Below are 21,148 nucleotides of genomic sequence, written 5' to 3'. Positions count from 1 at the left end.
CTCCTGAAACCTGAGAATTAATGATGCGCCCATTCGATGCTGTTGATGTCCACGCCCTGCTTGAACATCTCCCACAGCGGGGACAGATCGCGCAGACGGCCGATGGATTTACGCACCAGTTGAATGGTGTAGTCGATCTCTTCTTCCGTGGTGAAACGCCCCAGGGAGAAACGGATCGAGCTGTGCGCCAATTCATCGCTCATGCCCAGCGCGCGCAGCACATAGGACGGCTCGAGGCTGGCGGAGGTACAGGCTGAACCGGAAGAAACGGCCAGGTCTTTCAGCGCCATGATCAGCGACTCGCCTTCAACGTAGTTGAAGCTGACGTTCAGGATGTTCGGTGCGCCGTGCTCCAGATCGCCGTTCAGATACACTTCTTCCATATCTTTCACGCCGTTCCACAGACGATCGCGCAGGGTGCGCAGACGCGCCATCTCTTCGGTCATCTCTTCTTTGGCGATGCGATAAGCTTCGCCCATGCCGACGATCTGGTGGACAGGCAGGGTGCCGGAACGCATGCCGCGCTCGTGACCGCCGCCGTGCACCTGCGCTTCGATGCGGATGCGCGGCTTGCGACGCACGTACAGCGCGCCGATGCCTTTCGGACCATAGATTTTGTGGCCGGAGAACGACATCAGGTCGACTTTCAGCTTGCTCAGATCGATAGGCAGTTTGCCCACGCTCTGGGTGGCGTCAACGTGGTAGATGATACCGCGCGCACGGCACATTTCGCCGATCGCTTCGATATCCTGCACCACGCCGATTTCGTTGTTGACGTGCATGATGGAGACCAGGATGGTGTCATCGCGCATCGCCGCTTCGAGATCCTGCAGGCTGATGATGCCGTTGCTCTGCGGCGCCAGGTAGGTCACTTCAAACCCTTCGCGCTCCAGCTGACGGCAGGTGTCGAGCACGGCTTTGTGTTCGGTTTTGCTGGTGATGATGTGCTTGCCTTTTTTCTGGTAGAAATTGGCAGCGCCTTTGATCGCCAGGTTGTCGGATTCGGTCGCCCCGGAGGTGAAGACGATTTCGCGCGGATCGGCGCCCACCAGTTCGGCGATTTGGTTACGGGCGATGTCTACCGCCTCTTCCGCCTGCCAACCGAAACGGTGGGAACGGGAAGCCGGGTTGCCGAAAGTGCCGTCCAGGGTCAAAAACTGCATCATCTTCTCAGCAACGCGCGGGTCAACCGGCGTCGTTGCTGAGTAATCCAGATAAATCGGTAATTTCATTGCTCTTGTGCTCCGTACATCACTTCCAAAAACTAAAATAATTTCGCCAGCTGCTTATGCGCGCAGATTAACGTTGATAGTTTCTTGCGGACGACCGTTGGCCGTGCGGCGCGTATCGTTGTTTTGACGATCCGCCACCACCAGCACTTCCTGGTTGTTGACCAGTTCAGCCAGCGTAATGTTGTTCAGGAACCCGCTGATGCGCTCGCTCAGATCGCGCCACAGGGCGTGGGTCAAGCAGCGATCGCCGCCCTGACAGCCTTCTTTGCCCTGGCAACGGGTTGCATCTACCGATTCATCGACGGCAGTGATGACAGCGCCAACGGCGATCTCACCCGCGTCTTTACCCAGCAGATAACCACCGCCCGGACCGCGCACGCTGGCCACCAGGCCATTCTTGCGCAGACGGGAGAATAATTGTTCCAGATAAGAGAGCGAAATACCCTGGCGTTCGGAAATGTCCGCCAGTGGCACCGGCCCTTCCTGGGAATGCAGCGCTACGTCGAGCATAGCGGTTACGGCATAACGGCCTTTGGATGTCAGTCTCATAGCTCAATGGTTACCTGTTGGTCAAATATGGCCGAAAGTCTGACATTCCTGAGTAAAACAGTCAACTATTTAACCTAGTAATTAACTCAAGTATTAGCACGTTTTGAACTTAGCAAGAACAAAGGTATATAAAATACATGTTATAACCTTTGGATAACTAATACTATTGTCGCCCACCGTTATGCCACATCAATTAATTACCTTGATGTTTATCCTGTTTCTCGATCGAGGTCAGCATGCCGCGCAGGATATTCAGCTCCTGCCCTTCCGGGCGCGCGCGGGTGAACAGCCGACGCAGGCGACTCATCACCTGGCCCGGATGGGACGGGCGAATGAAGCCGGTACGCTGCAGCGTCTGCTCAAGGTGCTGATAGAAACGCTCAAGGTCGTCCACCAGCGGATACGGCGTCTCTTCCAGCTGCGGCGCGCCCGCCTGTTGGCGATCGAGGTAAGCCACGCGCACTTCGTACGCCAGGATCTGCACCGCCATCGCCAGGTTCAGCGAGCTGTAGTCCGGGTTGGCCGGAATGGCGACGTGGTAGTGGCACTTCTGCAATTCATCGTTGGTCAGCCCGACGCGTTCACGGCCGAACACCAGCGCCACCGGCGCGTGCTCGCCCTCGTGCACGGCGCGCACGCCGCATTCGCGCGGCTCCAGCATCGGCCACGGCAGGGTGCGAGAGCGCGCGCTGGTGCCCACCACCAGGCTACAGCCGGCGATGGCGTCATCGAGGGTATCGACGATAGTGGCGTTGCCGATCACGTCGCTGGCGCCGGCGGCCAGGGCGATGGCCTGAGAATCGGGTTTGATCAGCGGATTAACCAGATAAAGGTTGGTTAACCCCATGGTTTTCATGGCTCTGGCGGTCGAGCCCATGTTGCCGGTATGTGAAGTCTCTACCAGAACAATGCGGATATTGTGCAGCATACAAACTCTGAGCGTGGCGGAAAATCGCAGCATCTTAACACAGCCGTAGGCAATTTGCCGAACAGCTGCTATACTTCGCGCCGTTTCCTGTTCTTTAACATCCTAGTTGGAAGATACCCATGCATCCGATGCTGACTATCGCCGTGCGCGCTGCGCGCAAGGCCGGTAACCTGATTGCCAAAAACTACGAAACCCCGGACGCTGTAGAAGCGAGCCAGAAAGGGACCAATGACTTCGTCACCAACGTCGATCGCGATGCAGAGCATCTGATCATCGACGTCATCCGCAAGTCTTATCCGCAACACAGTATCGTGAGCGAAGAACGCGGTGAGCTGATCGGCGAAGATCGCGATGTGCAATGGGTGATCGATCCACTGGATGGCACTGCAAACTTCATCAAACGTTTCCCTCATTTCTCCGTTTCCATCGCCGTACGCATCAAAGGCCGCACTGAAGTGGCCGTGGTTTACGATCCGATGCGCAACGAACTGTTCACCGCCACGCGCGGTCAGGGCGCCCAGCTCAACGGTTACCGTCTGCGCGGCACCAACGCCAAAGATCTGGATGGCACCATCCTGGCGACCGGCTTCCCGTTCAAAGTCAAACAGCACGCAACGCCTTACATCAACATCGTCGGCAAGCTGTTCACCCAGTGCGCGGACTTCCGCCGCACCGGTTCCGCTGCGCTGGATCTGGCCTATGTGGCCGCCGGCCGCGTAGACGGTTTCTTCGAAATCGGCCTGAAGCCGTGGGACTTCGCCGCGGGCGAACTGCTGGTGCGTGAATCCGGCGGCCTGGTCACCGACTTCGTCGGCGGCCACAACCACTTCAGCTCCGGCAACGTGGTAGCAGGCAACCCGCGCGTCGTGAAAGCCATGCTGGCCACCATGCGCGAAGAACTGAGCGAAGCGCTGAAGCGTTAATCGCCAGAAGCGAATCGAAAAAAGCGCTGCCGATGCAGCGCTTTTTTTATGCCCGTCAGCGGGAGAAGGGGCGGATGCCGCCGCCGAATGCCGGCTGCGCGCTGACGTACAGCAACAGCCCGGCGGCCAACAGGATCAGGCCCCCGGCCAGCGCCAACGAGCCCCAGGCCACCGCGCTCCAGGCGGCGGGCGCACGCGAGCGGCTAAGGCGCACCGCCAGCCGTCGGCTGTAATGCACCAGCAGCGCCAGCATGGAGATGGTCAACGACGTGCCAAACGCCATCGCCAGCGCGGAGATCACTCCCCAGCCGAACACGCCGATCACCTTGGAGAACAGCAGCACCAAAATCGCCCCCGAACAGGGACGCATGCCCATCGCCAGCACGATGGCAGTCTGGGTGCGCCAATCGCTTCCCGCCTGCAGCTCGCTGTCGCTCGGCAGATGCCGGTGGCCGCAGCCGCAATCGGCGCTGTGCACATGCTCCGCCGCCAGCGGCGTCAGGCTGTTGATGCGCAGCGCCGGCGCCGGGCGCATCGCCTTGATCGCCGCAAACAGACGTTTCAGCGCGCGCCAACTCAGCAACACGCCAAGCAACATCACCAAAATAAAGCTGCCCTTCTCCAGCCAGAAGCTGCTTTGGTGCAGCTGGCGCGAAGAGAGCTGCAATACCACCAGCATCAGCGTGACCAGCGCGATCGCCACCCCGCCCTGCACCAGCGAAGCGGCGAAGGTCAGCTTCAGGCTGCTTTTCAGCCGCGCCGGGTGAGTGGCCAGATAGGTGGCGATCACCACTTTGCCGTGGCCGGGGCCGAGCGCATGCAAAACGCCATAGCCGAGGCTGAACAGCGTCAGCGCCAACCCTGCCTGCTGCGGCGCGGCCTTCACCTGCTGCAACAACCCCGCCATCTGCTGGTGCAGCGCTTTTTGCCATACCACGCTCTGCATCAGCAGCTGCGGCCAATAGTGCCACGCCAGCAGCGCGGCGGCCGCCAGCGCCAGCGTGAACGGCAGCAGCGGCCACAGGCCGAAAGCCCAGTGGCGCCGGTTTATCGTCGGTTGCGAGAGATTCAGCGACATTGCAGCGTCACCCGCTGGGCGAACTGCTGCCCCAGCGCCAGGTCTTCGCCGGGCGAGTCGTTCTTGTCGAGCGACAGCGCATAGGCCTGCAGCGACGCAATCGGCTTCGGCGTCATCAGCTTGTAGCTGCACAGTTGCGCCATCTCCGGCGGCAAATGCAGCGCATTTTGGTCTTTATAGGTCATATCCACGAAATAAGTCGGATCGTAAGTAGAAAGCTCGAACGGCTTGCCCGCCAGCGGCTGCGGCTCGGCCAACGGCAGCACGAACTCCAGTACCGCCTGGTTGCCCTGGCGCGACAGGTGATATTCGCTGGGCAAGTTCAGGTATTTCACCGGCTTGCCGTCGCGGTAAAGGTCGGTGAAATAGTGCTGCCCCAGCACGTTGGCCATCACTTCCGCCGCCAGCTTTTTCCACACTTCCGAATCGCTCTTGGCGTTTTTCGCATCGTAGAGCAGATCCGCCGAGGTGATTTCATCCATCACCCACACCATTTTCAGGCCGACCAACCGCTGATCCTTGGCGACGAAGGTGGTGTTCATATCGATAAAGCTGTGCGGATGCGCGATCGCACCGGCGCTGAACACGGCGCCAAAGGCAGCCAAAAGTCGACGTAACTTCATCATTATCCTGCTTTACTATATTTGTTATAACGTAACACAAATAAATGTCGAACGGCCCGCCTCTGCCGGCGATATTTGTGACGAAAGTTGTAAGCCGAAGTAAAAGCCGCGCGTTAACCCTGCCGGCACAAAGCCTTTTGCTATGCTTAGGCATAATCGCAACCTTTTATGCCGGAAGGTGATATGAGCCTGGACACCTCTCCCGTGCCTGAGCTCTCCGGACAACAACGGCGCTGCCATCTGCTGCTGATGCTGTACACGCCGGAGCCCGAGTTACAGCTGGAGACCCTCAGCCGAATCAATGGCGTCGCCCCCCCGATAACCCGGCAAGATATAGCCGAGGTGGCCAGTGAAATCCAGCGTTTCCACCATCTGGAGATCGCCGTCGATCCCGACCATGGCTACCGATTGAGGGGCAGCGCGCTCAACCAACGCCTGTGCCTGCTCCATTGGCTAAGGCGCACCCTGCGCTGCAGCCCGCGGTTCGTCGAAGACGATTTCGCCCCGCGCCTGCGGCAAGCGCTGGCGGCCGATGCCGAGTTGACATCGCTGTTGGCCCAGTCGCTCGACGCCTGCGAGCCGCTGCTCAATCGTCACTTTGACGCGCGCGACCGCCAATTCCTGCAGCATTATCTGCTCTACTGCGCCTGGCAAAACCGCCTGCAGCAACACCCGTGTTTCGACGCCGTTCAGCGCGACTGGCTGCGGCAAAAACCGGAGCAGCAAGCCGCCGCCTGGCTGCATCAGACCTGCAACCGGCTGTTTAACCAGCCGCCGCACGCGGACGAGCGCGATTTCCTGGCGCTGACCTTCACCCTGTTGAAAAGCCACAGCTACCACAGCAACGACTCGGCGCATGAGCAGCGGTTGATGACGGCGATCGACAGCATGGTCGAGCGGTTCCAGCAGCTGTCCGGCATGGCTTTCAGCAGCAAGGCGGAGCTGGTCAGCCAGCTGTTCGCCCATCTGGCGCCGGCGCTGGAGCGCTGCCGTTTCGCCATCGGCATCGACAATATGCTGCTGGAAGAAGTGGTGCGCAAATACCCGCGGCTGATGCGCACCACGCAGGAAGCGTTGAAACCGCTGGAGCAGGAGTACGGCGTGCATTTTTCCAACGAGGAGGCGGGCCTGGTGGCCATCAGCTTCGGCGCCTGGCTGATGCAGGACAACGCGCTGCAGGAAAAACAGGTGCTGCTGCTGACGCTGGATAACCCGCAGTTGGAAGAGGAAGTGGAATATCAGATCCGCGAGCTCACGCTGCTGCCGCTGAACATCAAGTATCTGCCGCTGAGCGACTATCTGTGCGGCGGAGCGCCGCAGGGCGTCACGCTGGTGATCACCCCCTACGCGGCGGTGCACAGCGCTCCACACCCGCCGCTGATCTATACCGAACTGCCGCTGGAAAACCGCCAGCGCCAGGCCATCCGCGCGCTGCTGGAAGCCCCTTAATCACCGGCTGACGCTGACCGCCGGCGGCCGGATGAACAAGGCCGGCACCGCGACCGCCGCCATCACCCAGAATACCCCGCCCTGCCAATGTTCGAACAGGAACCCGGCAATGACCGTCATGACGGCGATACCGCCGCCCATCGCCAGCGCCGAATACACCGCCTGCAGCCGGATCACCTCTTGCCCCTGGCGCGCGGCGATAAAGCGCATCGCCGCCAGATGGCAGACGGTGAAGGTGCCGCAATGCAGGATCTGGATCAGCAGCAGCCAGCCCAGCTCGGTGCTGTAGGCCATCAGGCTCCAGCGCAACACGCCGCAACAGGCGGAAAGCAGCAGCAGGTTGCGCGCATTCCAGCGGCGGAACAGCACGTTGCTGCTGGCGAAAATAATCACTTCCGCCACCACGCCCAGCGACCACAGATAACCGATGGTCGAGGCCGAATAGCCCGCCTCCTGCCAGTAAATGGAGCCGAAGCTGTAGTAGCCGGCGTGCGCGCCCTGCAGCAGCGTGACGCACAGCAGGAAGCGCCACACCGGCCCTTCTTTCAACAGCGCCCACAGCGAACGCTCGGCCCCGCCGTGCGTGCGCGCTTCGCCCTGCGGCATCACGCTCGGCTTCAGCAGCATGCCCAGCAGCATCGCCAGCACGCTGAGGATCAGGCTGTAGAGAATGGCGTTATGGCCCCACACCGCCACCAGTTGCCCGGTCAGCGCCGAGCCGATGACGAACGCCAGCGAGCCCCACAGCCGCACCCGGCCATAGTCCATGCGGATCTGCTTTTGCCAGGTGGCGGCCAGCGCGTCGGTCAGCGGCACCAGCGGCGAGAAGAACAGGTTGAAGCCCGCTATCACCAGCATCAGCCAGCCCCAGCCGTTGCCGAAGCAGAAGCCAACCGCGAAAGCCAGGGTCAGCAGCGCCAGCAGGCGCAGCGCGGAAACCAGATGAGAGGGATCTTTAACGCGGGGAGCAATCAGTAAACTGCCGAGGAAGCGGGCCACCAAACCGGCGCCGAGCAATATGCCGATGGTTTCGGGCGCGATGCCCTCGCCTTTCAGCCACACGCCCCAGAACGGTAAGAAAATGCCGTAGGAAAAAAAGTAGGTGAAATAACTGAGCGCGAGCCAACGCGTGGATTGCAGAACCATGATCCCTCCGGAGTGAGGGCAATACTTTGACAGAGCTCACACCGCCCCGCAATCTTCATTCCGCTTCAATGCGTTAGAGTGCCAGACAGCTCACAGTTTACCGCGAGCGGCCACAAAAAAACCCGCCGCAGCGGGTTTTATCAGGCAAAAGCGGGATTATGCGTAAACCGGCAGGCGGGCGCAGATATCCAGCACTTTCTTCTTGGTGCGTTCGATGGTGGCTTCATCGTTGATGTTGTCCAGCACATCGCAGATCCAACCGGCCAGTTCGCGCACGTCGGCCTCTTTGAAGCCGCGACGGGTCACGGCTGGGGTGCCGATACGCACGCCGGAGGTGACGAACGGGCTCTTCGGATCGTTCGGCACGCTGTTTTTGTTGACGGTGATGTTGGCGCGGCCCAGGGCGGCGTCCGCTTCTTTACCGGTCAGGTTTTTATCGACCAGATCCAGCAGGAACAGGTGGTTATGGGTGCCGCCGGAGACCACTTTGTAGCCGCGCTGCAGGAACACGTCCACCATCGCCTTGGCGTTGACCGCCACTTGCTGCTGGTAAACCTTGAACTCAGGCTCCATCGCTTCTTTCAACGCCACCGCCTTGCCGGCGATCACGTGCATCAGCGGGCCGCCCTGGCCGCCAGGGAACACGGCGGAGTTCAGCTTCTTATACAGATCTTCGTCGCCGCCCTTCGCCAGGATCAGGCCGCCGCGCGGGCCCGCCAGGGTTTTGTGGGTGGTGGTGGTGACGATGTGTGCGTGCGGTACCGGGTTCGGGTACACGCCGGCGGCGATCAGGCCCGCCACGTGCGCCATGTCGACGAACAGGTAAGCGCCGATGCTGTCGGCGATTTCGCGCATTTTGGCCCAGTCAACCACGCCGGAGTAGGCGGAGAAGCCGCCGATGATCATTTTCGGCTTGTGGGTTTGCGCCTGCTTGGCCAGATCGTCATAGTCGATTTGACCTTTGTCGTCGATGCCGTAAGGCACCACGTTATACAGTTTGCCGGACAGGTTAACCGGGGAACCGTGGGTCAGGTGGCCGCCGTGCGCCAGGTTCATGCCCAGAATGGTGTCGCCCGGCTGCAGCAGCGCGGTGTAAACGGCGAAGTTAGCCTGGGAGCCGGAGTGCGGCTGCACGTTGGCGTAATCGGCGCCGAACAATTCTTTGGCGCGGTCGATAGCCAGCTGCTCAACGATATCCACGTATTCGCAGCCGCCGTAGTAACGCTTGCCCGGATAGCCTTCAGCGTATTTGTTGGTCAGCTGGGAACCCTGAGCCTGCATCACGCGCGGGCTGGTGTAGTTCTCAGACGCGATCAGCTCGATGTGCTCTTCCTGACGCACCACTTCCTGCTCCATGGCACGCCACAGTTCCGCATCGTAATCGGCAATGTTCATTTCACGCTTTAACATCCGGCATCTCCTGACTTAAATCAGCTAACTAAAAAATCACCAAATAACTACCCGTTTGGGTTCTGGGCCACAGTGTAAACCGTTTCGCCCCACCGAAGATAGGTCTTGACAGAGGTTTTTACGCAAACGATTGGCATAAGGCGGCGCAAGGCTTTGATCCGCTAAACGCCGCCGTTTATCAACGGACATTTCCTCATGCGAACGATGCGCTTTTTTCATGTTCTGTGAGCGCGATCGACGCCGGAAGAACACCGCAACGAAAACAAGGGTATTTACAAGCGGCGTGGAACTCAATAAGATGCATTTAAAATACATCATTAAAATTCTCGTCAAGATCCCAACCCAAGGAGCGCTCCCATGCTGGATAGCCAAACCATCGCTACCGTAAAATCCACCCTTCCCCTGCTGGCTGCGACCGGGCCGAAGCTGACCGCCCACTTTTACGATCGCATGTTCGCGCACAACCCGGAATTGAAAGACATTTTCAACATGAGCAACCAGCGCAACGGCGATCAGCGTCAGGCGTTGTTCGACGCCATCTGCGCCTATGCCGCCAACATCGAGAACCTGGCGGCGCTGCTGCCGGCGGTGGAGCGCATCGCGCAGAAGCACACCAGCTTCAATATCCAGCCGGAACAATACCAAATCGTCGGCGGCCACCTGCTGGCGACGCTGGACGAAATGTTCAGCCCGGGTCAGGAAGTGTTGGACGCCTGGGGCAAAGCCTACGGCGTGCTGGCCAACGTGTTTATTCAGCGTGAAGAGCAGATTTATCAGCAGAGCGAAACCGACAACGGCGGCTGGCGCGATCTGCGCGCATTCCGCATCCTGAAGAAACAGCCGCAGAGCGACGTGATCTGCAGCTTCGTGCTGGCGCCGGTGGACGGCGGCCGGGTGGCGGACTTCAAACCGGGGCAATACCTGGCGGTCTACATCAAGCACGACAGCCTGGAGCATCAGGAAATTCGCCAGTACTCGCTGACCACCTCACCGAACGGCGAGTTCTACCGCATCGCGGTGAAGCGCGAAGATCAGGGGAAAGTGTCCAACTACCTGCACCGGCAGGCGCAGGAAGGCGACGTGATCGACATCGCCCCGCCGCACGGCGACTTCTTCCTCGACGTGGCGCCGACCACGCCGGTGGCGCTGATCTCCGCCGGCGTCGGCCAAACCCCGATGCTCGGCATGCTCAACAGCCTGCACGACAACCAACACCAGGCGCAGGTCCACTGGCTGCACGCGGCGGAAAACGGCAGCGTGCATGCCTTTGCCGAGGAAGTGGCGGATATTGCCGGGCGCATGCCGAATCTTAGCCGCCATGTGTGGTACCGCGAGCCGGGCGCCGATGACGTGGAAGGCCGCGACTACCACAGCCGCGGATTGATGGATTTGAGCGCGCTGCGCGGCAGCCTGGCCGATCCGCAAATGCACTATTACTTCTGCGGCCCGGTGGCCTTCATGCAGTTCGTGGGCAAACAGCTGCTGGAGATGGGCGTAGAGGCCGAACGCATCCACTACGAATGCTTCGGCCCGCATAAGGTGCTGTAATGCTTGCGGAGCGCGGCCGTCAGACCGCGCTCCCTCTTCATTTCGCCTGCAGTTGGCGCGCGTCCTGCACCTGCTGCACCGTTACCGGCGCCGCCTGGTTGCCCCAGCTTCCCCGCAGATAGCTCATCAGGTCGGCCGCCTGCCGGTCGTTCAACGCCCAGCCGTAAGCCGGCATCCCGAGCGCCATCGCCTGCTGCGTGATCGGGGTATGCGCCCCTTCCAGCACCACCCGCAGCGCGGTCAGCGGATTGTCCGCCGTTACCGTGGCGTTGCCCGCCAGCGCCGGGATGGTGAAGTCGGTGCCCTCTCCCTTATTGCCGTGGCAGGTCGAGCAATACATCGCATAGGTCGCCTTGCCGCTCGGATTATCCGCCAGCGCAACCTTCGAGGCGGCCCCGGCGACGGTGTCCGGCGCCAGGCTGCGCAGGTACACCGCGATGGCGTTCAGATCGCCGTCGCTGAGGTACTGCGTGCTGTGGGCCACCACCTCGCTCATCGGCCCGGCGACCGCCGCATGGCGGCTGCGGCCGGTTTTCAGCAGCGCCGTCACCTCTTCCGGCGGCAGGCCGCGCAGGTTGGAAGCGTACCAGCCGTCCAGCTCGGCGCCGCTCAGGAACACCGGTTCCTTACCGTCCAGCCCCTTCTCCTGCATCGCCCAACCGCGCGGCGTATGGCAGCTGCCGCAGTGGCCCGCGCCCTGCACCAGGTAGGCGCCGCGGTTCCACTCGGCACTTTGCTGCGGATCGGCCTGATACGGCTGGTCGTCGTGGAACAGCTGGTTCCACACCGCCAGCGGCCAACGCATCGACAGCGGCCAGCTGATGTCGCTGGCGCGGTTGGCGACGTTCTGCGCCGGCACCTCGTTCATCAGATAGTCATACAGCGCGCGCATGTCTTCCGCGCTCATTTTGGCGTACGAGGTGTACGGCATCGCCGGATAAAGCCGGTGACCGTCTTTGGCGATCCCCTGACGCATGGCGCGATCGAACTCTTCGAACGAGTAAGCGCCGATGCCGTGCAGCTTGTCCGGCGTGATGTTGGTGGCGTAGATAGCCCCGAGCGGCGTCGGGAACTTCATGCCGCCCGCCAATTCGGCGCCGCCCGGTGCGGCATGGCAGGCGGTACAGTCACCGGCTTTGGCGACGTATTCCCCGGCCGACATCGCCTGGGCCGAGCCGCCGGCGGCCAGCAGGCTCAACAGGTACAGCGAACGCAGACTCATGCTCCCTCCTTGGCGGCAACCTTGCCGTAGGCCAGTTCGTTCACCGCGCGCCACGCCTGATCGATCGCCGAGTTGGCGTACGGGCTCCAGTCGGCATCGGAGTTGGCGATAGCGATCTTGCCGATCGGCTGCCGCGCCGTTTCGATGATTTTCTTGGCTTCGTCTTCGTCGTCAAACAGCCCGTTGAGGAAGTAGGAGTAACCGTGCGACCAGCGGTTGACGGTGATCGCCTGAATGTCGCGCTGATGGTCGAAACCGGCCTCGCCCAGCATGCCCTGCAGCTGTTCGCGGATCATCTGTTCGTGCACTTCGAACGGCGTGCCCAGCAGCAGCGCGCGCCCTTTGCGCGACTGTTCGCGCGTGCTGAGGCCGCTGCCCGGCAGCGTCGGCACATACACCATATGCAGGCCGATCGGCCGATCCGGATCGCGCGGGTGCTGATAGCCGCCCATGCTCACCGGATAGTCCAGCTTCACGCGGCTGTACGGCGCGGCCGGCGAATAGACCTCGTGCACGCCCAGCTTGATGAACGGCTGCCAGTTGCGGATCACCACCTTGCTGTACACCAGCGGCGCCTTGACGTTCTGCTTCAGCGCCTCCTGCTGCTCGTGCGACATCTCCGGCACCAGATACGGGATCATCATGTTGTAGCCGGCCATCACCACCTGCCCGGCGCGCACTTTGGTCATCTTCTCGCCGGTCATGTAGGTGACTTCCACCTTGTCGCCGACGTTGGCCGCGTGCAGCCCGGTGCTGTTCAAACGCAGCTTCACCGGCGATTCCGGCCGATCGAGCTGGCTGTAGTCGAATTTGGCCAGCACCACATCGTTCATGTCCTTGCCGGCCGGCGCCACCGCCGGGATCAGTTGGCGCACCATCAGGCGCGCCAGCGTGGCGTTGCCGTCCGGGAAGTGGAACACGTAAGGATCGTCGAGATCCGCCTGCGACTCTTCGTCCAGCGGCGGCAGATTCATGCCGTCAAGGCCCGGCAGATCGCAGATGCGCGCATCGCTGCACGAGGTGCCGTCAATACCCACCGCCTGGAAGTCGTTGGTGGTCTGCTGGAAATAGCGGATCGCCAGTTCGCTCAGGCCCACCTTCTCGCGCAGGAACTGGGTATAGCTGTGGGTATCGAGCCACTCGACCTTCTGCTCCAGCGTCATCTCTGGCAGATAATCCTTCTCCACCGTGTGTAGCGCGATCAGCGCCTGGCGATCGCTTTCCGGCAGCGGGAAATCGCCGATGAACGCTTCATAAGAACGGCCGTTGAGCCGATCGCGCGGAATGTCGTCCGCCACCGTGCGCCCCGGATCGCCGCTCACCACCTTGTCGACGCCGAAGTTCTTGCGATCGAAGTAAACCCCGCGGCTCAAATTCAAATCCGGGTAGAAGGTGGTGTCGAAAGCCTGCTCCAGTTGGTCGATATCGACGCCGAGCTTGCGCAGCAGCCCCATCGCCACCGGGCTGAAGTTGGAGCGCGGCGACTGCAACGATTCGCTGCCGCCGTAGCCGAGCAGCATGCCGTCGTCGCTGTTGAACTCGTTGCGCTTGGCGTGGCCGCCGAAGTCGTCGTGGTTGTCGATCAAAAGAATGCGCTGCCGCTCGCCTTTCAGTTGCTGCCAGAAACAGGCGGCCGCCAGCCCGCTGATGCCGGCGCCGACCACCACCAGATCGAACTCTTCAACGGCGGGTACGCTGCCGAAATCAAAGGTTTTGCCGTCGCGCCCCAACTGGTGCGCATGCTCGAACGAGCCCGGATGGTTGCCCCGCAACCCGGTCAGCGCCGGCGGATAGTACAGGGTTTGATTGGCGGTTTGCGGCGACGCGCGCAAGATTTGCAGCGGCGTCAACCCGGCGGCGATGGTGATCGCCACTCCGTTGAGAAAATCGCGTCTGGTGATACCCATATAGGCTTCCTTTCAATTTTTATTATCATCAGCCGGCCGGAGCCGGCTCAAAGGCCGCGCTATTGTGCGGATAATTACTGTAAAATCAATGTTTGAACATTACATGACGAATGGCCGTGTAATCCTCCAGCCCGTACATCGACATATCCTTGCCGTAGCCGGACAATTTCTGGCCGCCGTGCGGCATTTCGCTCACCAACATGAAGTGGGTGTTCACCCAGGTGCAGCCGTATTGCAGGCGGGCGCTTAAGCGATGCGCGCGGCCCACGTCGCGGGTCCACACGGACGACGCCAGCCCGTAATTGGATTCGTTCGCCCAGGCCAGCACCTGCTCTTCGTCGTCGAACGGCGTCACCGTCACCACCGGGCCGAACACTTCGCGCTGCACGATCTCATCGTCCTGGCGCGCGCCCGCCAACAGCGTCGGCTGGAAGTAGTAGCCCGGCCCTTTCACCTTCTCGCCGCCGGTCACCACCTGTACGTGCGGCAACGCTTTGGCTCGCTCGACAAAACCGGCCACCCGCTCCAGATGCTGGGCGGTAATCAACGGCCCCAGCTCGGTGCTCTCGTCGTCCGGCGCGCCGATCTTCAGGCTGGCCACCGCCTCGCCCAACCGCTTGACCAGCTCGGGATAAATGCTTTTCTGCGCGTAGATGCGGCAAGCGGCGGTGCAATCCTGCCCGGCGTTGTAGAAGCCGAAACCGCGAATGCCGTCGACCACCTGCTGCAGATCGGCATCGTCAAACACCAGCACCGGCGCCTTGCCGCCCAGCTCCATATGAGTGCGCTTAATGCCGGCGGCGGTGTGGGCGATAATGTGCTCGCCGGTGGCGATCGACCCGGTCAGCGACACCATGCGCACCTTGTCATGCCCGGTCAGCCGATCGCCCACGCCGGCGCCGCGCCCGAACAGCACGTTGAGCACGCCCGGCGGGAACAGCCCGGCGGCCAGTTCGGCCAGTTTGAAAGTGGTCAGCGGCGTCTGCTCAGAAGGCTTGATCACCACGCAGTTGCCCGCCGCCAACGCCGGCGCCAGTTTCCAGGCCGCCATCATCAGCGGGTAGTTCCACGGCGCGATCGAGGCCACCACGCCGAGCGGATCGCGGCGGATCATCGAAGTGTGCCCGGCCAGATACTCGCCGGCGGCCATGCCGGTCAGGCAGCGGCTGGCCCCGGCGAAGAAGCGAAACACGTCGGCCACCGCCGGCAGTTCGTCATTCAATACGCAGTGATAAGGCTTGCCGCAGTTGAGCGACTCCAGCCTGGCGAAGGTCTCGGCATGCTCGTCGATCAGATCCGCCAGCTTGAGCAGATGCTCGGCGCGCTCCTTCGGCGTGGTTTGCCCCCAGGCGGCGAACGCGGCGTCCGCCGCCAGCACCGCGCGATCGACCTGCTCCGGGCTGGCCTCCGCCACCTGCGCGATCACTTCGCCGGTCGCCGGGTTATACACCGGCTGGGTCGCGCCCTGGCCATTCACCAGTTGGCCGTCAATCAACAGTTGGCTTTGCATAGGGTTATCCTTTTGTCAGAGGTCGGGTAAGGAAATTATTTGCCGCTGCCGGCGACGCTTTCTCCACCTTTGGTCAGGTAGTAAGCGCCGAGGATCGGCAGCATGGTCAACAGCATCACCGACAGCGCCACCACGTTGGTGATTGGCACGTCGCGCGGGCGGCCGAGCTGGTTCAGCAGCCACAGCGGCAGCGTGCGCTCGTGGCCGGCAGTAAAGGTGGTCACGATGATTTCGTCGAACGACAGCGCGAACGCCAGCATGCCCCCGGCCAGCAGCGCCGAGCCGAGGTTCGGCAAGATCACGTAACGGAAGGTTTGCCAGCCGTCGGCGCCGAGATCCATCGACGCTTCGATCAGGCTGTACGAGGTGCGGCGGAACCGGGCGATGACGTTGTTGAACACGATCACCACGCAGAACGTCGCATGGCCGACGACGATGGTCAGGATGCCGGGCTCGATGTTCAGCGCCTTGAACGCCGCCAGCAGCGCCAGGCCGGTGACGATCCCCGGCAGCGCAATCGGCAGCAGCAACAGCAGCGAAATGCTGTCCTTGCCGAAGAAATCGCGCCGATACAGCGCCGCCGCCGCCAGGGTGCCGAGCACCAGTGCGATGGCGGTCGCCAGGCAGGCGATCTGCGCCGACAGCAACACCGCATCGATAATGTCCTGCCGCCCGGCGGCGACGTTGAACCAGTGCAGCGTGAAGCCCTTCGGCGGGAAGCTGAAGGCCGCGTCCTCGGTGTTGAAGGCGTAGATGGCGATGATCGCCAACGGGAAATGCAGGAAGACAAGTCCGCCCCAGGCGGCCAGCTTCAGCCCTAAGGGCGCGCGTTCAGAGTGCATCGAAAGCCCCCAGACGTTTGACGATGGAAAGATAGATGGCGATCAGGACGATCGGCACCAGCGTAAAGGCCGCAGCCATCGGCATATTGCCGATCGCGCCCTGCTGGGCGTACACCATGCTGCCGATGAAATAGCCCGGCGGCCCCACCAGCTGCGGCACGATAAAGTCGCCCAGTGTCAGCGAGAAGGTGAAGATCGATCCGGCGGCGATGCCCGGCACCGCCAGCGGCAAAATGACGTGGCGGAAGGTCTGCGCCGGCCGGGCGCCCAGATCCGCCGAAGCGTGCAGCAGCGAGGGCGGCAGGCGCTCCAGCGCCGCCTGGATCGGCAGGATCATGAACGGCAGCCAGATATAGACGAACACCAGAAAACGCCCCAGCCCCGAGGTCGACAGCGTGTTGCCACCGACGCCGGGCACCGTCAGCAGCGACGCCAACAGCGGCTCCAGCCCCAGGTGCTGCAGGAACCACTGCGCCACGCCGTCTTTCGCCAGCAGCAAAGTCCAGGCATAGGCTTTGACGATATAGCTGGCCCACATCGGCATCATCACGGCGATGTAAAAGAACGCCTTGACGCGGCCGCTGGTGTAACGCGCCATGTAATAGGCGATGGGGAACGCCAGCGCCGCGCTGGCCAGCGACACCAGCACCGCCATGGTCAGCGTGCGCAGGATAATGTCGTAGTTGGCCGGGTTGAACAGCGCCGCCAGGTTGGCGAAGGTCAGATCCGGCGTCACCGCCATGGTGAAATCGTCGAAGGTGTAAAATCCTTGCCACAGCAGCGTCAGCAGCGAACCGAGGTACACCGCGCCGAACCACAGCAGCGGCGGCACCAGCAGCAAAAGCAGATACAGCGTCGGCCGGCGATAAAGCCAGGTCGACAGCGCGCGCACGGTGCCGCCGCGCGTCGAGGGGGAATCGATGCTCATGTCCATCTCACCTCTCCTCCAGCAACGGCACCATCGCCGCGCGCGGCCAGCAGGCGACGATCGGCTGGCCGATCTGCCGCTGTTGCCCTTCGGCGATCCACTGCGGATTGGCCTGGCTGACCAACAGCTTTTCGCCGCCGTTCAGCGCGATTTCATAGCGTGTGGCCGCGCCCTGGTAATGGATTTCCTGCAGCGTGCCCTGCACCTGGATCTCGTCCTGCGCCGCGCCGCCTTGCTCCAGCAGGCGGATATGTTCCGGCCGGATCGAGAAGGTTCGGCTTTCGCCGAGCAGGCGCTGCGCCAGCTCGCTGCGCACCACGTTGGAGGTGCCGACGAACTCGGCGACGAACGGCGTCTTCGGCCGCATGTAAAGCTCGCGCGGCGTATCCACCTGTTCGATGCGGCCGTTATTGAACACCGCCACCCGATCGGACATCGACAGCGCTTCGCTTTGATCGTGGGTGACGAAGATAAAGGTGATGCCCAGCTGACGCTGCAGCTTCTTCAGCTCGCCCTGCATCTGCTCGCGCAGCTTGAGATCCAGCGCGCCGAGCGGCTCGTCCAGCAGCAGCACCCGCGGCCGATTGACCAGCGCGCGCGCTAACGCCACGCGCTGGCGCTGGCCGCCCGACAGGTGCGCCGGTTTGCGTTCGGCGACGAAACCGAGCGCCACGCTCTCCAGCGCCTCTTGCGCCCGCGCCAGCCGCTCACGTTTGGCGACGCCCTTCACCATCAGGCCGTAGGCGACGTTTTCCAGCACCGACATGTGCGGGAACAGCGCGTAATCCTGAAACACGGTGTTCACGTCGCGCTGATACGGCGGCAGGTTGGCGGCTTCCTGACCGTGAATGCGAATCGAGCCGGAAGTCAGCTGTTCAAAGCCGGCGATCAGGCGCAGGCAGGTGGTTTTGCCCGAGCCGGATGGCCCGAGCATGGAGAAGAATTCCCCGTCCTGAATATCGATGGATACCCGATCCACGGCGCGAACATCGCCGAAAGTCCGCGAAACATCGATGAATTGCACGGCAATGGTCATTTTCTGTGCTCCATACGGATGTAATTCGGGCGCAGCGGGCTGCGCCCCGCGGCTTAGCGGCCGCCCATGATGGCGATGTAGTCCTGGGTCCAGCGGCTGTACGGCACGAACTTGCCGCCCTGCGCCTGAGGTGTTTTCCAGAAGGCGATTTTGTCGAACTGGTTGAAGCCGTTGGTTTCGCAGCCCTTCTCACCCAGCAGCGCGCTGGCCTTGCAGCCCGCCGGCGAAGCCGGCACCGACCCGAACCAGGCCGCCACGTCGCCCTGCACCTTCGGCTCCAGCGACCAGTTCATCCACTGGTAGGCGCAGCTCGGGTGTTTGGCGTCGCTGTGCAACATGGTGGTATCCGCCCAGCCGGTCACGCCCTCTTTTGGGAACACGGTGGCGATCGGCTGCCCCTCGCCCTTCAGGGCGTTGGCCTGATACGGCCAGGCGCTGGAAGCCACCACGCCTTCGTTTTTAAAGTCGCTCATCTGCACCGAGGTATCGTGCCAGTAGCGGTGGATCAGCGCGTGCTGGCTGCGCAGCAGCTTCAGCGCCGCCTGATACTGCTCTTCGTTGAGCTGGTAAGGATCGCTGATGCCGAGCTGCGGCTGGGTGGCTTTCAGGAACAGCGCCGCGTCGGCGATGTAGATCGGGCCGTCGTAAGCCTGCACCCGCCCCTGGTTGCTCTTGCCGTCCGGCAGGTTCTGCTGCTGGAAGATCACCGCCCAGCTGTCCGGCGGCGTCGGGAAGGTTTTGGTGTTGTACATCAGCAGGTTTGGCCCCCACTGGTACGGCGTGCCGTAGGTTTTGCCGTCCACGGTATACCAGGCGCCGTTCAGCAGGCGCGGATCGATGTTCTTCCAGTTCGGGATCAGCGCGGTGTTGATCGGCTGCACCCGCTTGCCGAAGATCAGGCGCAGCGAGGCGTCGCCGGAGGCGGTCACCAGATCGTAGCCGCCCTTGGCCATCAGGCTGACCATTTCATCGGAGGTGGCGGCGGTCTTCACGTTCACCGCACAGCCGGTTTGCTTCTCAAACTGGGTGACCCAGTCGTAGTTTTTGTCGGACTGGCCGCGTTCGATGTAGCCGGGCCAGGCGATGATATCCAGCCGGCCTTCGCCTTTGCCCAGCGACTGCGGCAGATCGGCCGCCTGAGCCAGGCCGCACAGCACGGTGAGACAGAGCGCGGAGACGGTGGTGGTGACTGCGGTAGTTTTTCTCATCGTAATTACCCCTGTGTTGCGTATCTGTGTGCGGCAGGGAACGGCTGCCGCCCGATTTTGCTTTATAGAACCGCTAGAAGCTGGCTTTGAACTTCGCCATTACGTGCCTGACAACGCTGTAATCCTGCAGCGAATCGCTGGACAGATCCTTGCCGTAGCCGGAGCGTTTCAGGCCGCCGTGCGGCATTTCGCTCGCCAAGGTGAAATGGGTGTTGATCCAGGTGCTGCCGTACTGCAGATGGGCGGCGATGTGCAGCGCCCGATCGATATTTTGCGTCCACACCGACGAAGCCAGCCCATATTCCGAGTCGTTGGCCCACTCGACCGCCTGCGCCAGATGCTCGAAGCGCGTGACGCTGACCACCGGGCCAAACACCTCGCGCTGCACGATCTCGTCGCTTTGCAGGCAGCCCGCCAGCAGGGTCGGCTGATAGTAGAATCCCGGCCCGGAGTGCGCCGCGGCGCCGGTGATCAATTCGATATGCGGTTGGCTGAGCGCGCGCTCGACAAAACTGGCGACGCGATCGCGCTGGCGGCTGCTTATCAACGGGCCGATCTCGTTGTCCTGATCGCGCTTGCGGGCGAAGCGCAGGCTGGCGACCGCCTCGCCCAGCGCGTCCACCAATTTGGGATAGATACCGGCCTGCGCGTAGATGCGGCAGGCGGCGGTGCAGTCCTGGCCGGCGTTGTAATAGCCATAGGTGCGAATGCCGTTGACCACTTCGTCAAGATCGGCGTCGTCGCAGACGATCACCGGCGCCTTGCCCCCCAGTTCCAGGTGGGTGCGCTTGACGCTTTTGGCCGCCGCCTGAAGAATTTTTTGCCCGGTGACGATATCGCCGGTGACCGACACCAGCCGCACCTGCGGGTGCCCCACCAGCTGGCTGCCGACCCCTTCCCCTCCGCCGTAGACGATGTTCAGCACGCCCGGCGGCAGGATCTCCTGCAGCGCCGGCACCAGCGCCAGAATAGTCAGCGGCGTGTGCTCGGACGGTTTGAACACCACGGTATTGCCCGCCGCCAACGCCGGCGCGATCTTCCACGCCGCCATCATCAGCGGATAGTTCCAGGGGGCGATCGAGGCGACTACGCCGATCGGATCGCGGCGGATCATCGAGGTGTGGCCCGGCACATACTCACCGGCCAGCTGCCCTTGCTGCGTGCGCACTGCGCCGGCGAAGAAGCGGAACACGTCGACCGCCGCCGGCAGATCGTCATTGAGCGCCTGATGCAGCGGTTTGCCGCAGTTGAGGGCTTCCAACTGCGCCAGCTGCGGCGCCTGCCGCTCGATGGCGTCGGCGATGCGCAGCAACAGCGTGGCGCGCTGGGCCGGCGTGGTGCGCGACCAATGGCCGAACGCCTGCTGCGCGGCTTTTACCGCGCTGCCGACCTGCGCCGAAGAGGCTTCGGTCAGGGCGATCAGCGTCTCGCCGTTGGCCGGATTGACGATGCATTCCTGCTGGCCTTCGCCGTCGATAAGCTGACCGTTAATGAACTGCTGACAGGACAAACCTGAGAGAACCTGCACATCCGCCATCGCCTGACGCCCCTAAGTGACAAAAACGTTAACCAAATGTGAATAAGTTAGTTTTAATCAGCCTAAGCGAGC

18 protein-coding genes are annotated in these 21,148 nt (G+C 62.2%); 3 read left to right on the top strand and 15 right to left on the bottom strand.

What is annotated here, in order from left to right:
• Positions 1-17: 17 nt before the first annotated feature.
• The 3 genes from iscS to trmJ all read right to left on the bottom strand — a co-directional run bounded on the left by iscS (position 18) and on the right by trmJ (position 2,709).
• On the bottom strand, positions 18-1,232 hold the full coding sequence (iscS, locus tag ACJ8IP_RS20525) for a cysteine desulfurase (protein ID WP_015378780.1): 1,215 nt from the start codon (positions 1,230-1,232) through the stop codon (positions 18-20).
• A 54-nt stretch (positions 1,233-1,286) separates the two neighbouring features.
• Positions 1,287-1,781, bottom strand: coding sequence for a Fe-S cluster assembly transcriptional regulator IscR (iscR, locus tag ACJ8IP_RS20520; RefSeq protein ID WP_004941404.1), 495 nt, complete (start codon positions 1,779-1,781; stop codon positions 1,287-1,289).
• A gap of 193 nt (positions 1,782-1,974) precedes the next feature.
• Entirely contained in the window at positions 1,975-2,709 is a 735-nt protein-coding gene (trmJ, locus tag ACJ8IP_RS20515) for a tRNA (cytosine(32)/uridine(32)-2'-O)-methyltransferase TrmJ (RefSeq protein WP_025303916.1), read from the bottom strand.
• 119 nt (positions 2,710-2,828) lie between these two features.
• Here trmJ and suhB point away from each other — a divergent pair, with 119 nt between their 5' ends.
• Positions 2,829-3,632 (top strand): inositol-1-monophosphatase, encoded by an 804-nt coding sequence (suhB, locus tag ACJ8IP_RS20510; protein WP_033644096.1) that lies wholly within the window; start codon positions 2,829-2,831, stop codon positions 3,630-3,632.
• Between the two features lie 55 nt (positions 3,633-3,687).
• Here the strand turns inward: suhB and ACJ8IP_RS20505 are convergent, their stop codons facing one another.
• A complete protein-coding gene (locus ACJ8IP_RS20505) occupies positions 3,688-4,710 on the bottom strand; it encodes a nickel/cobalt transporter (RefSeq protein WP_147838555.1) in 1,023 nt (340 codons plus the stop codon).
• Entirely contained in the window at positions 4,701-5,336 is a 636-nt protein-coding gene (locus ACJ8IP_RS20500) for a DUF1007 family protein (RefSeq protein ID WP_164106889.1), read from the bottom strand. Before ACJ8IP_RS20500 ends, ACJ8IP_RS20505 begins: the two co-directional genes overlap by 10 nt.
• A 180-nt stretch (positions 5,337-5,516) precedes the next feature.
• Between ACJ8IP_RS20500 and csiE the strand changes: the two genes are divergently transcribed.
• On the top strand, positions 5,517-6,782 hold the full coding sequence (csiE, locus tag ACJ8IP_RS20495; protein ID WP_033651573.1) for a stationary phase inducible protein CsiE: 1,266 nt from the start codon (positions 5,517-5,519) through the stop codon (positions 6,780-6,782).
• Here csiE and ACJ8IP_RS20490 read toward each other — a convergent pair whose 3' ends face one another.
• Together ACJ8IP_RS20490 and glyA are read right to left on the bottom strand one after the other, a co-directional pair.
• Positions 6,783-7,928, bottom strand: a complete 1,146-nt coding sequence (locus tag ACJ8IP_RS20490) for a 3-phenylpropionate MFS transporter (RefSeq protein ID WP_108681767.1) — start codon at positions 7,926-7,928, stop codon at positions 6,783-6,785.
• 156 nt (positions 7,929-8,084) lie between these two features.
• Positions 8,085-9,338, bottom strand: coding sequence for a serine hydroxymethyltransferase (glyA, locus tag ACJ8IP_RS20485; RefSeq protein ID WP_047570908.1), 1,254 nt, complete (start codon positions 9,336-9,338; stop codon positions 8,085-8,087).
• 357 nt (positions 9,339-9,695) lie between these two features.
• Here glyA and hmpA point away from each other — a divergent pair, with 357 nt between their 5' ends.
• Positions 9,696-10,886, top strand: coding sequence for an NO-inducible flavohemoprotein (gene hmpA, locus ACJ8IP_RS20480; RefSeq protein WP_164106887.1), 1,191 nt, complete (start codon positions 9,696-9,698; stop codon positions 10,884-10,886).
• A 37-nt stretch (positions 10,887-10,923) separates the two neighbouring features.
• Here the strand turns inward: hmpA and ACJ8IP_RS20475 are convergent, their stop codons facing one another.
• From ACJ8IP_RS20475 to ACJ8IP_RS20440, 8 genes are all read right to left on the bottom strand, one after another.
• Positions 10,924-12,108 (bottom strand): c-type cytochrome, encoded by a 1,185-nt coding sequence (locus tag ACJ8IP_RS20475; RefSeq protein WP_442524504.1) that lies wholly within the window; start codon positions 12,106-12,108, stop codon positions 10,924-10,926.
• Positions 12,105-14,015, bottom strand: coding sequence for an NAD(P)-binding protein (locus tag ACJ8IP_RS20470; protein ID WP_069100606.1), 1,911 nt, complete (start codon positions 14,013-14,015; stop codon positions 12,105-12,107). The genes ACJ8IP_RS20475 and ACJ8IP_RS20470 overlap by 4 nt, the downstream gene beginning before the upstream one ends.
• 85 nt (positions 14,016-14,100) lie before the next feature.
• On the bottom strand, positions 14,101-15,525 hold the full coding sequence (patD, locus tag ACJ8IP_RS20465; RefSeq protein WP_033651578.1) for an aminobutyraldehyde dehydrogenase: 1,425 nt from the start codon (positions 15,523-15,525) through the stop codon (positions 14,101-14,103).
• Between the two features lie 35 nt (positions 15,526-15,560).
• Entirely contained in the window at positions 15,561-16,367 is an 807-nt protein-coding gene (locus tag ACJ8IP_RS20460) for an ABC transporter permease (RefSeq protein ID WP_016929774.1), read from the bottom strand.
• On the bottom strand, positions 16,357-17,301 hold the full coding sequence (locus ACJ8IP_RS20455; RefSeq protein WP_047025585.1) for an ABC transporter permease: 945 nt from the start codon (positions 17,299-17,301) through the stop codon (positions 16,357-16,359). Before ACJ8IP_RS20455 ends, ACJ8IP_RS20460 begins: the two co-directional genes overlap by 11 nt.
• Before the next feature lies 1 nt (position 17,302).
• Positions 17,303-18,331, bottom strand: a complete 1,029-nt coding sequence (locus tag ACJ8IP_RS20450) for an ABC transporter ATP-binding protein (RefSeq protein WP_015378790.1) — start codon at positions 18,329-18,331, stop codon at positions 17,303-17,305.
• Between the two features lie 53 nt (positions 18,332-18,384).
• Positions 18,385-19,539: a putative ABC transporter substrate-binding protein YdcS gene (gene ydcS, locus ACJ8IP_RS20445; protein WP_025303928.1), complete on the bottom strand. Its 1,155-nt coding sequence runs from the start codon at positions 19,537-19,539 to the stop codon at positions 18,385-18,387.
• A gap of 73 nt (positions 19,540-19,612) precedes the next feature.
• Positions 19,613-21,076: a gamma-aminobutyraldehyde dehydrogenase gene (locus tag ACJ8IP_RS20440; protein WP_042785220.1), complete on the bottom strand. Its 1,464-nt coding sequence runs from the start codon at positions 21,074-21,076 to the stop codon at positions 19,613-19,615.
• Between the last annotated feature and the right edge of the window lie 72 nt (positions 21,077-21,148).

Origin of the sequence: Serratia sp. CY52157 (assembly GCF_052168495.1) — a bacterium.
In the GTDB taxonomy this organism is placed as follows: domain Bacteria; phylum Pseudomonadota; class Gammaproteobacteria; order Enterobacterales; family Enterobacteriaceae; genus Serratia; species Serratia ureilytica.
The sequence above is the reverse complement of the archived record's forward strand: the minus strand, read 5'-3'. Positions and strand labels throughout refer to the sequence as shown.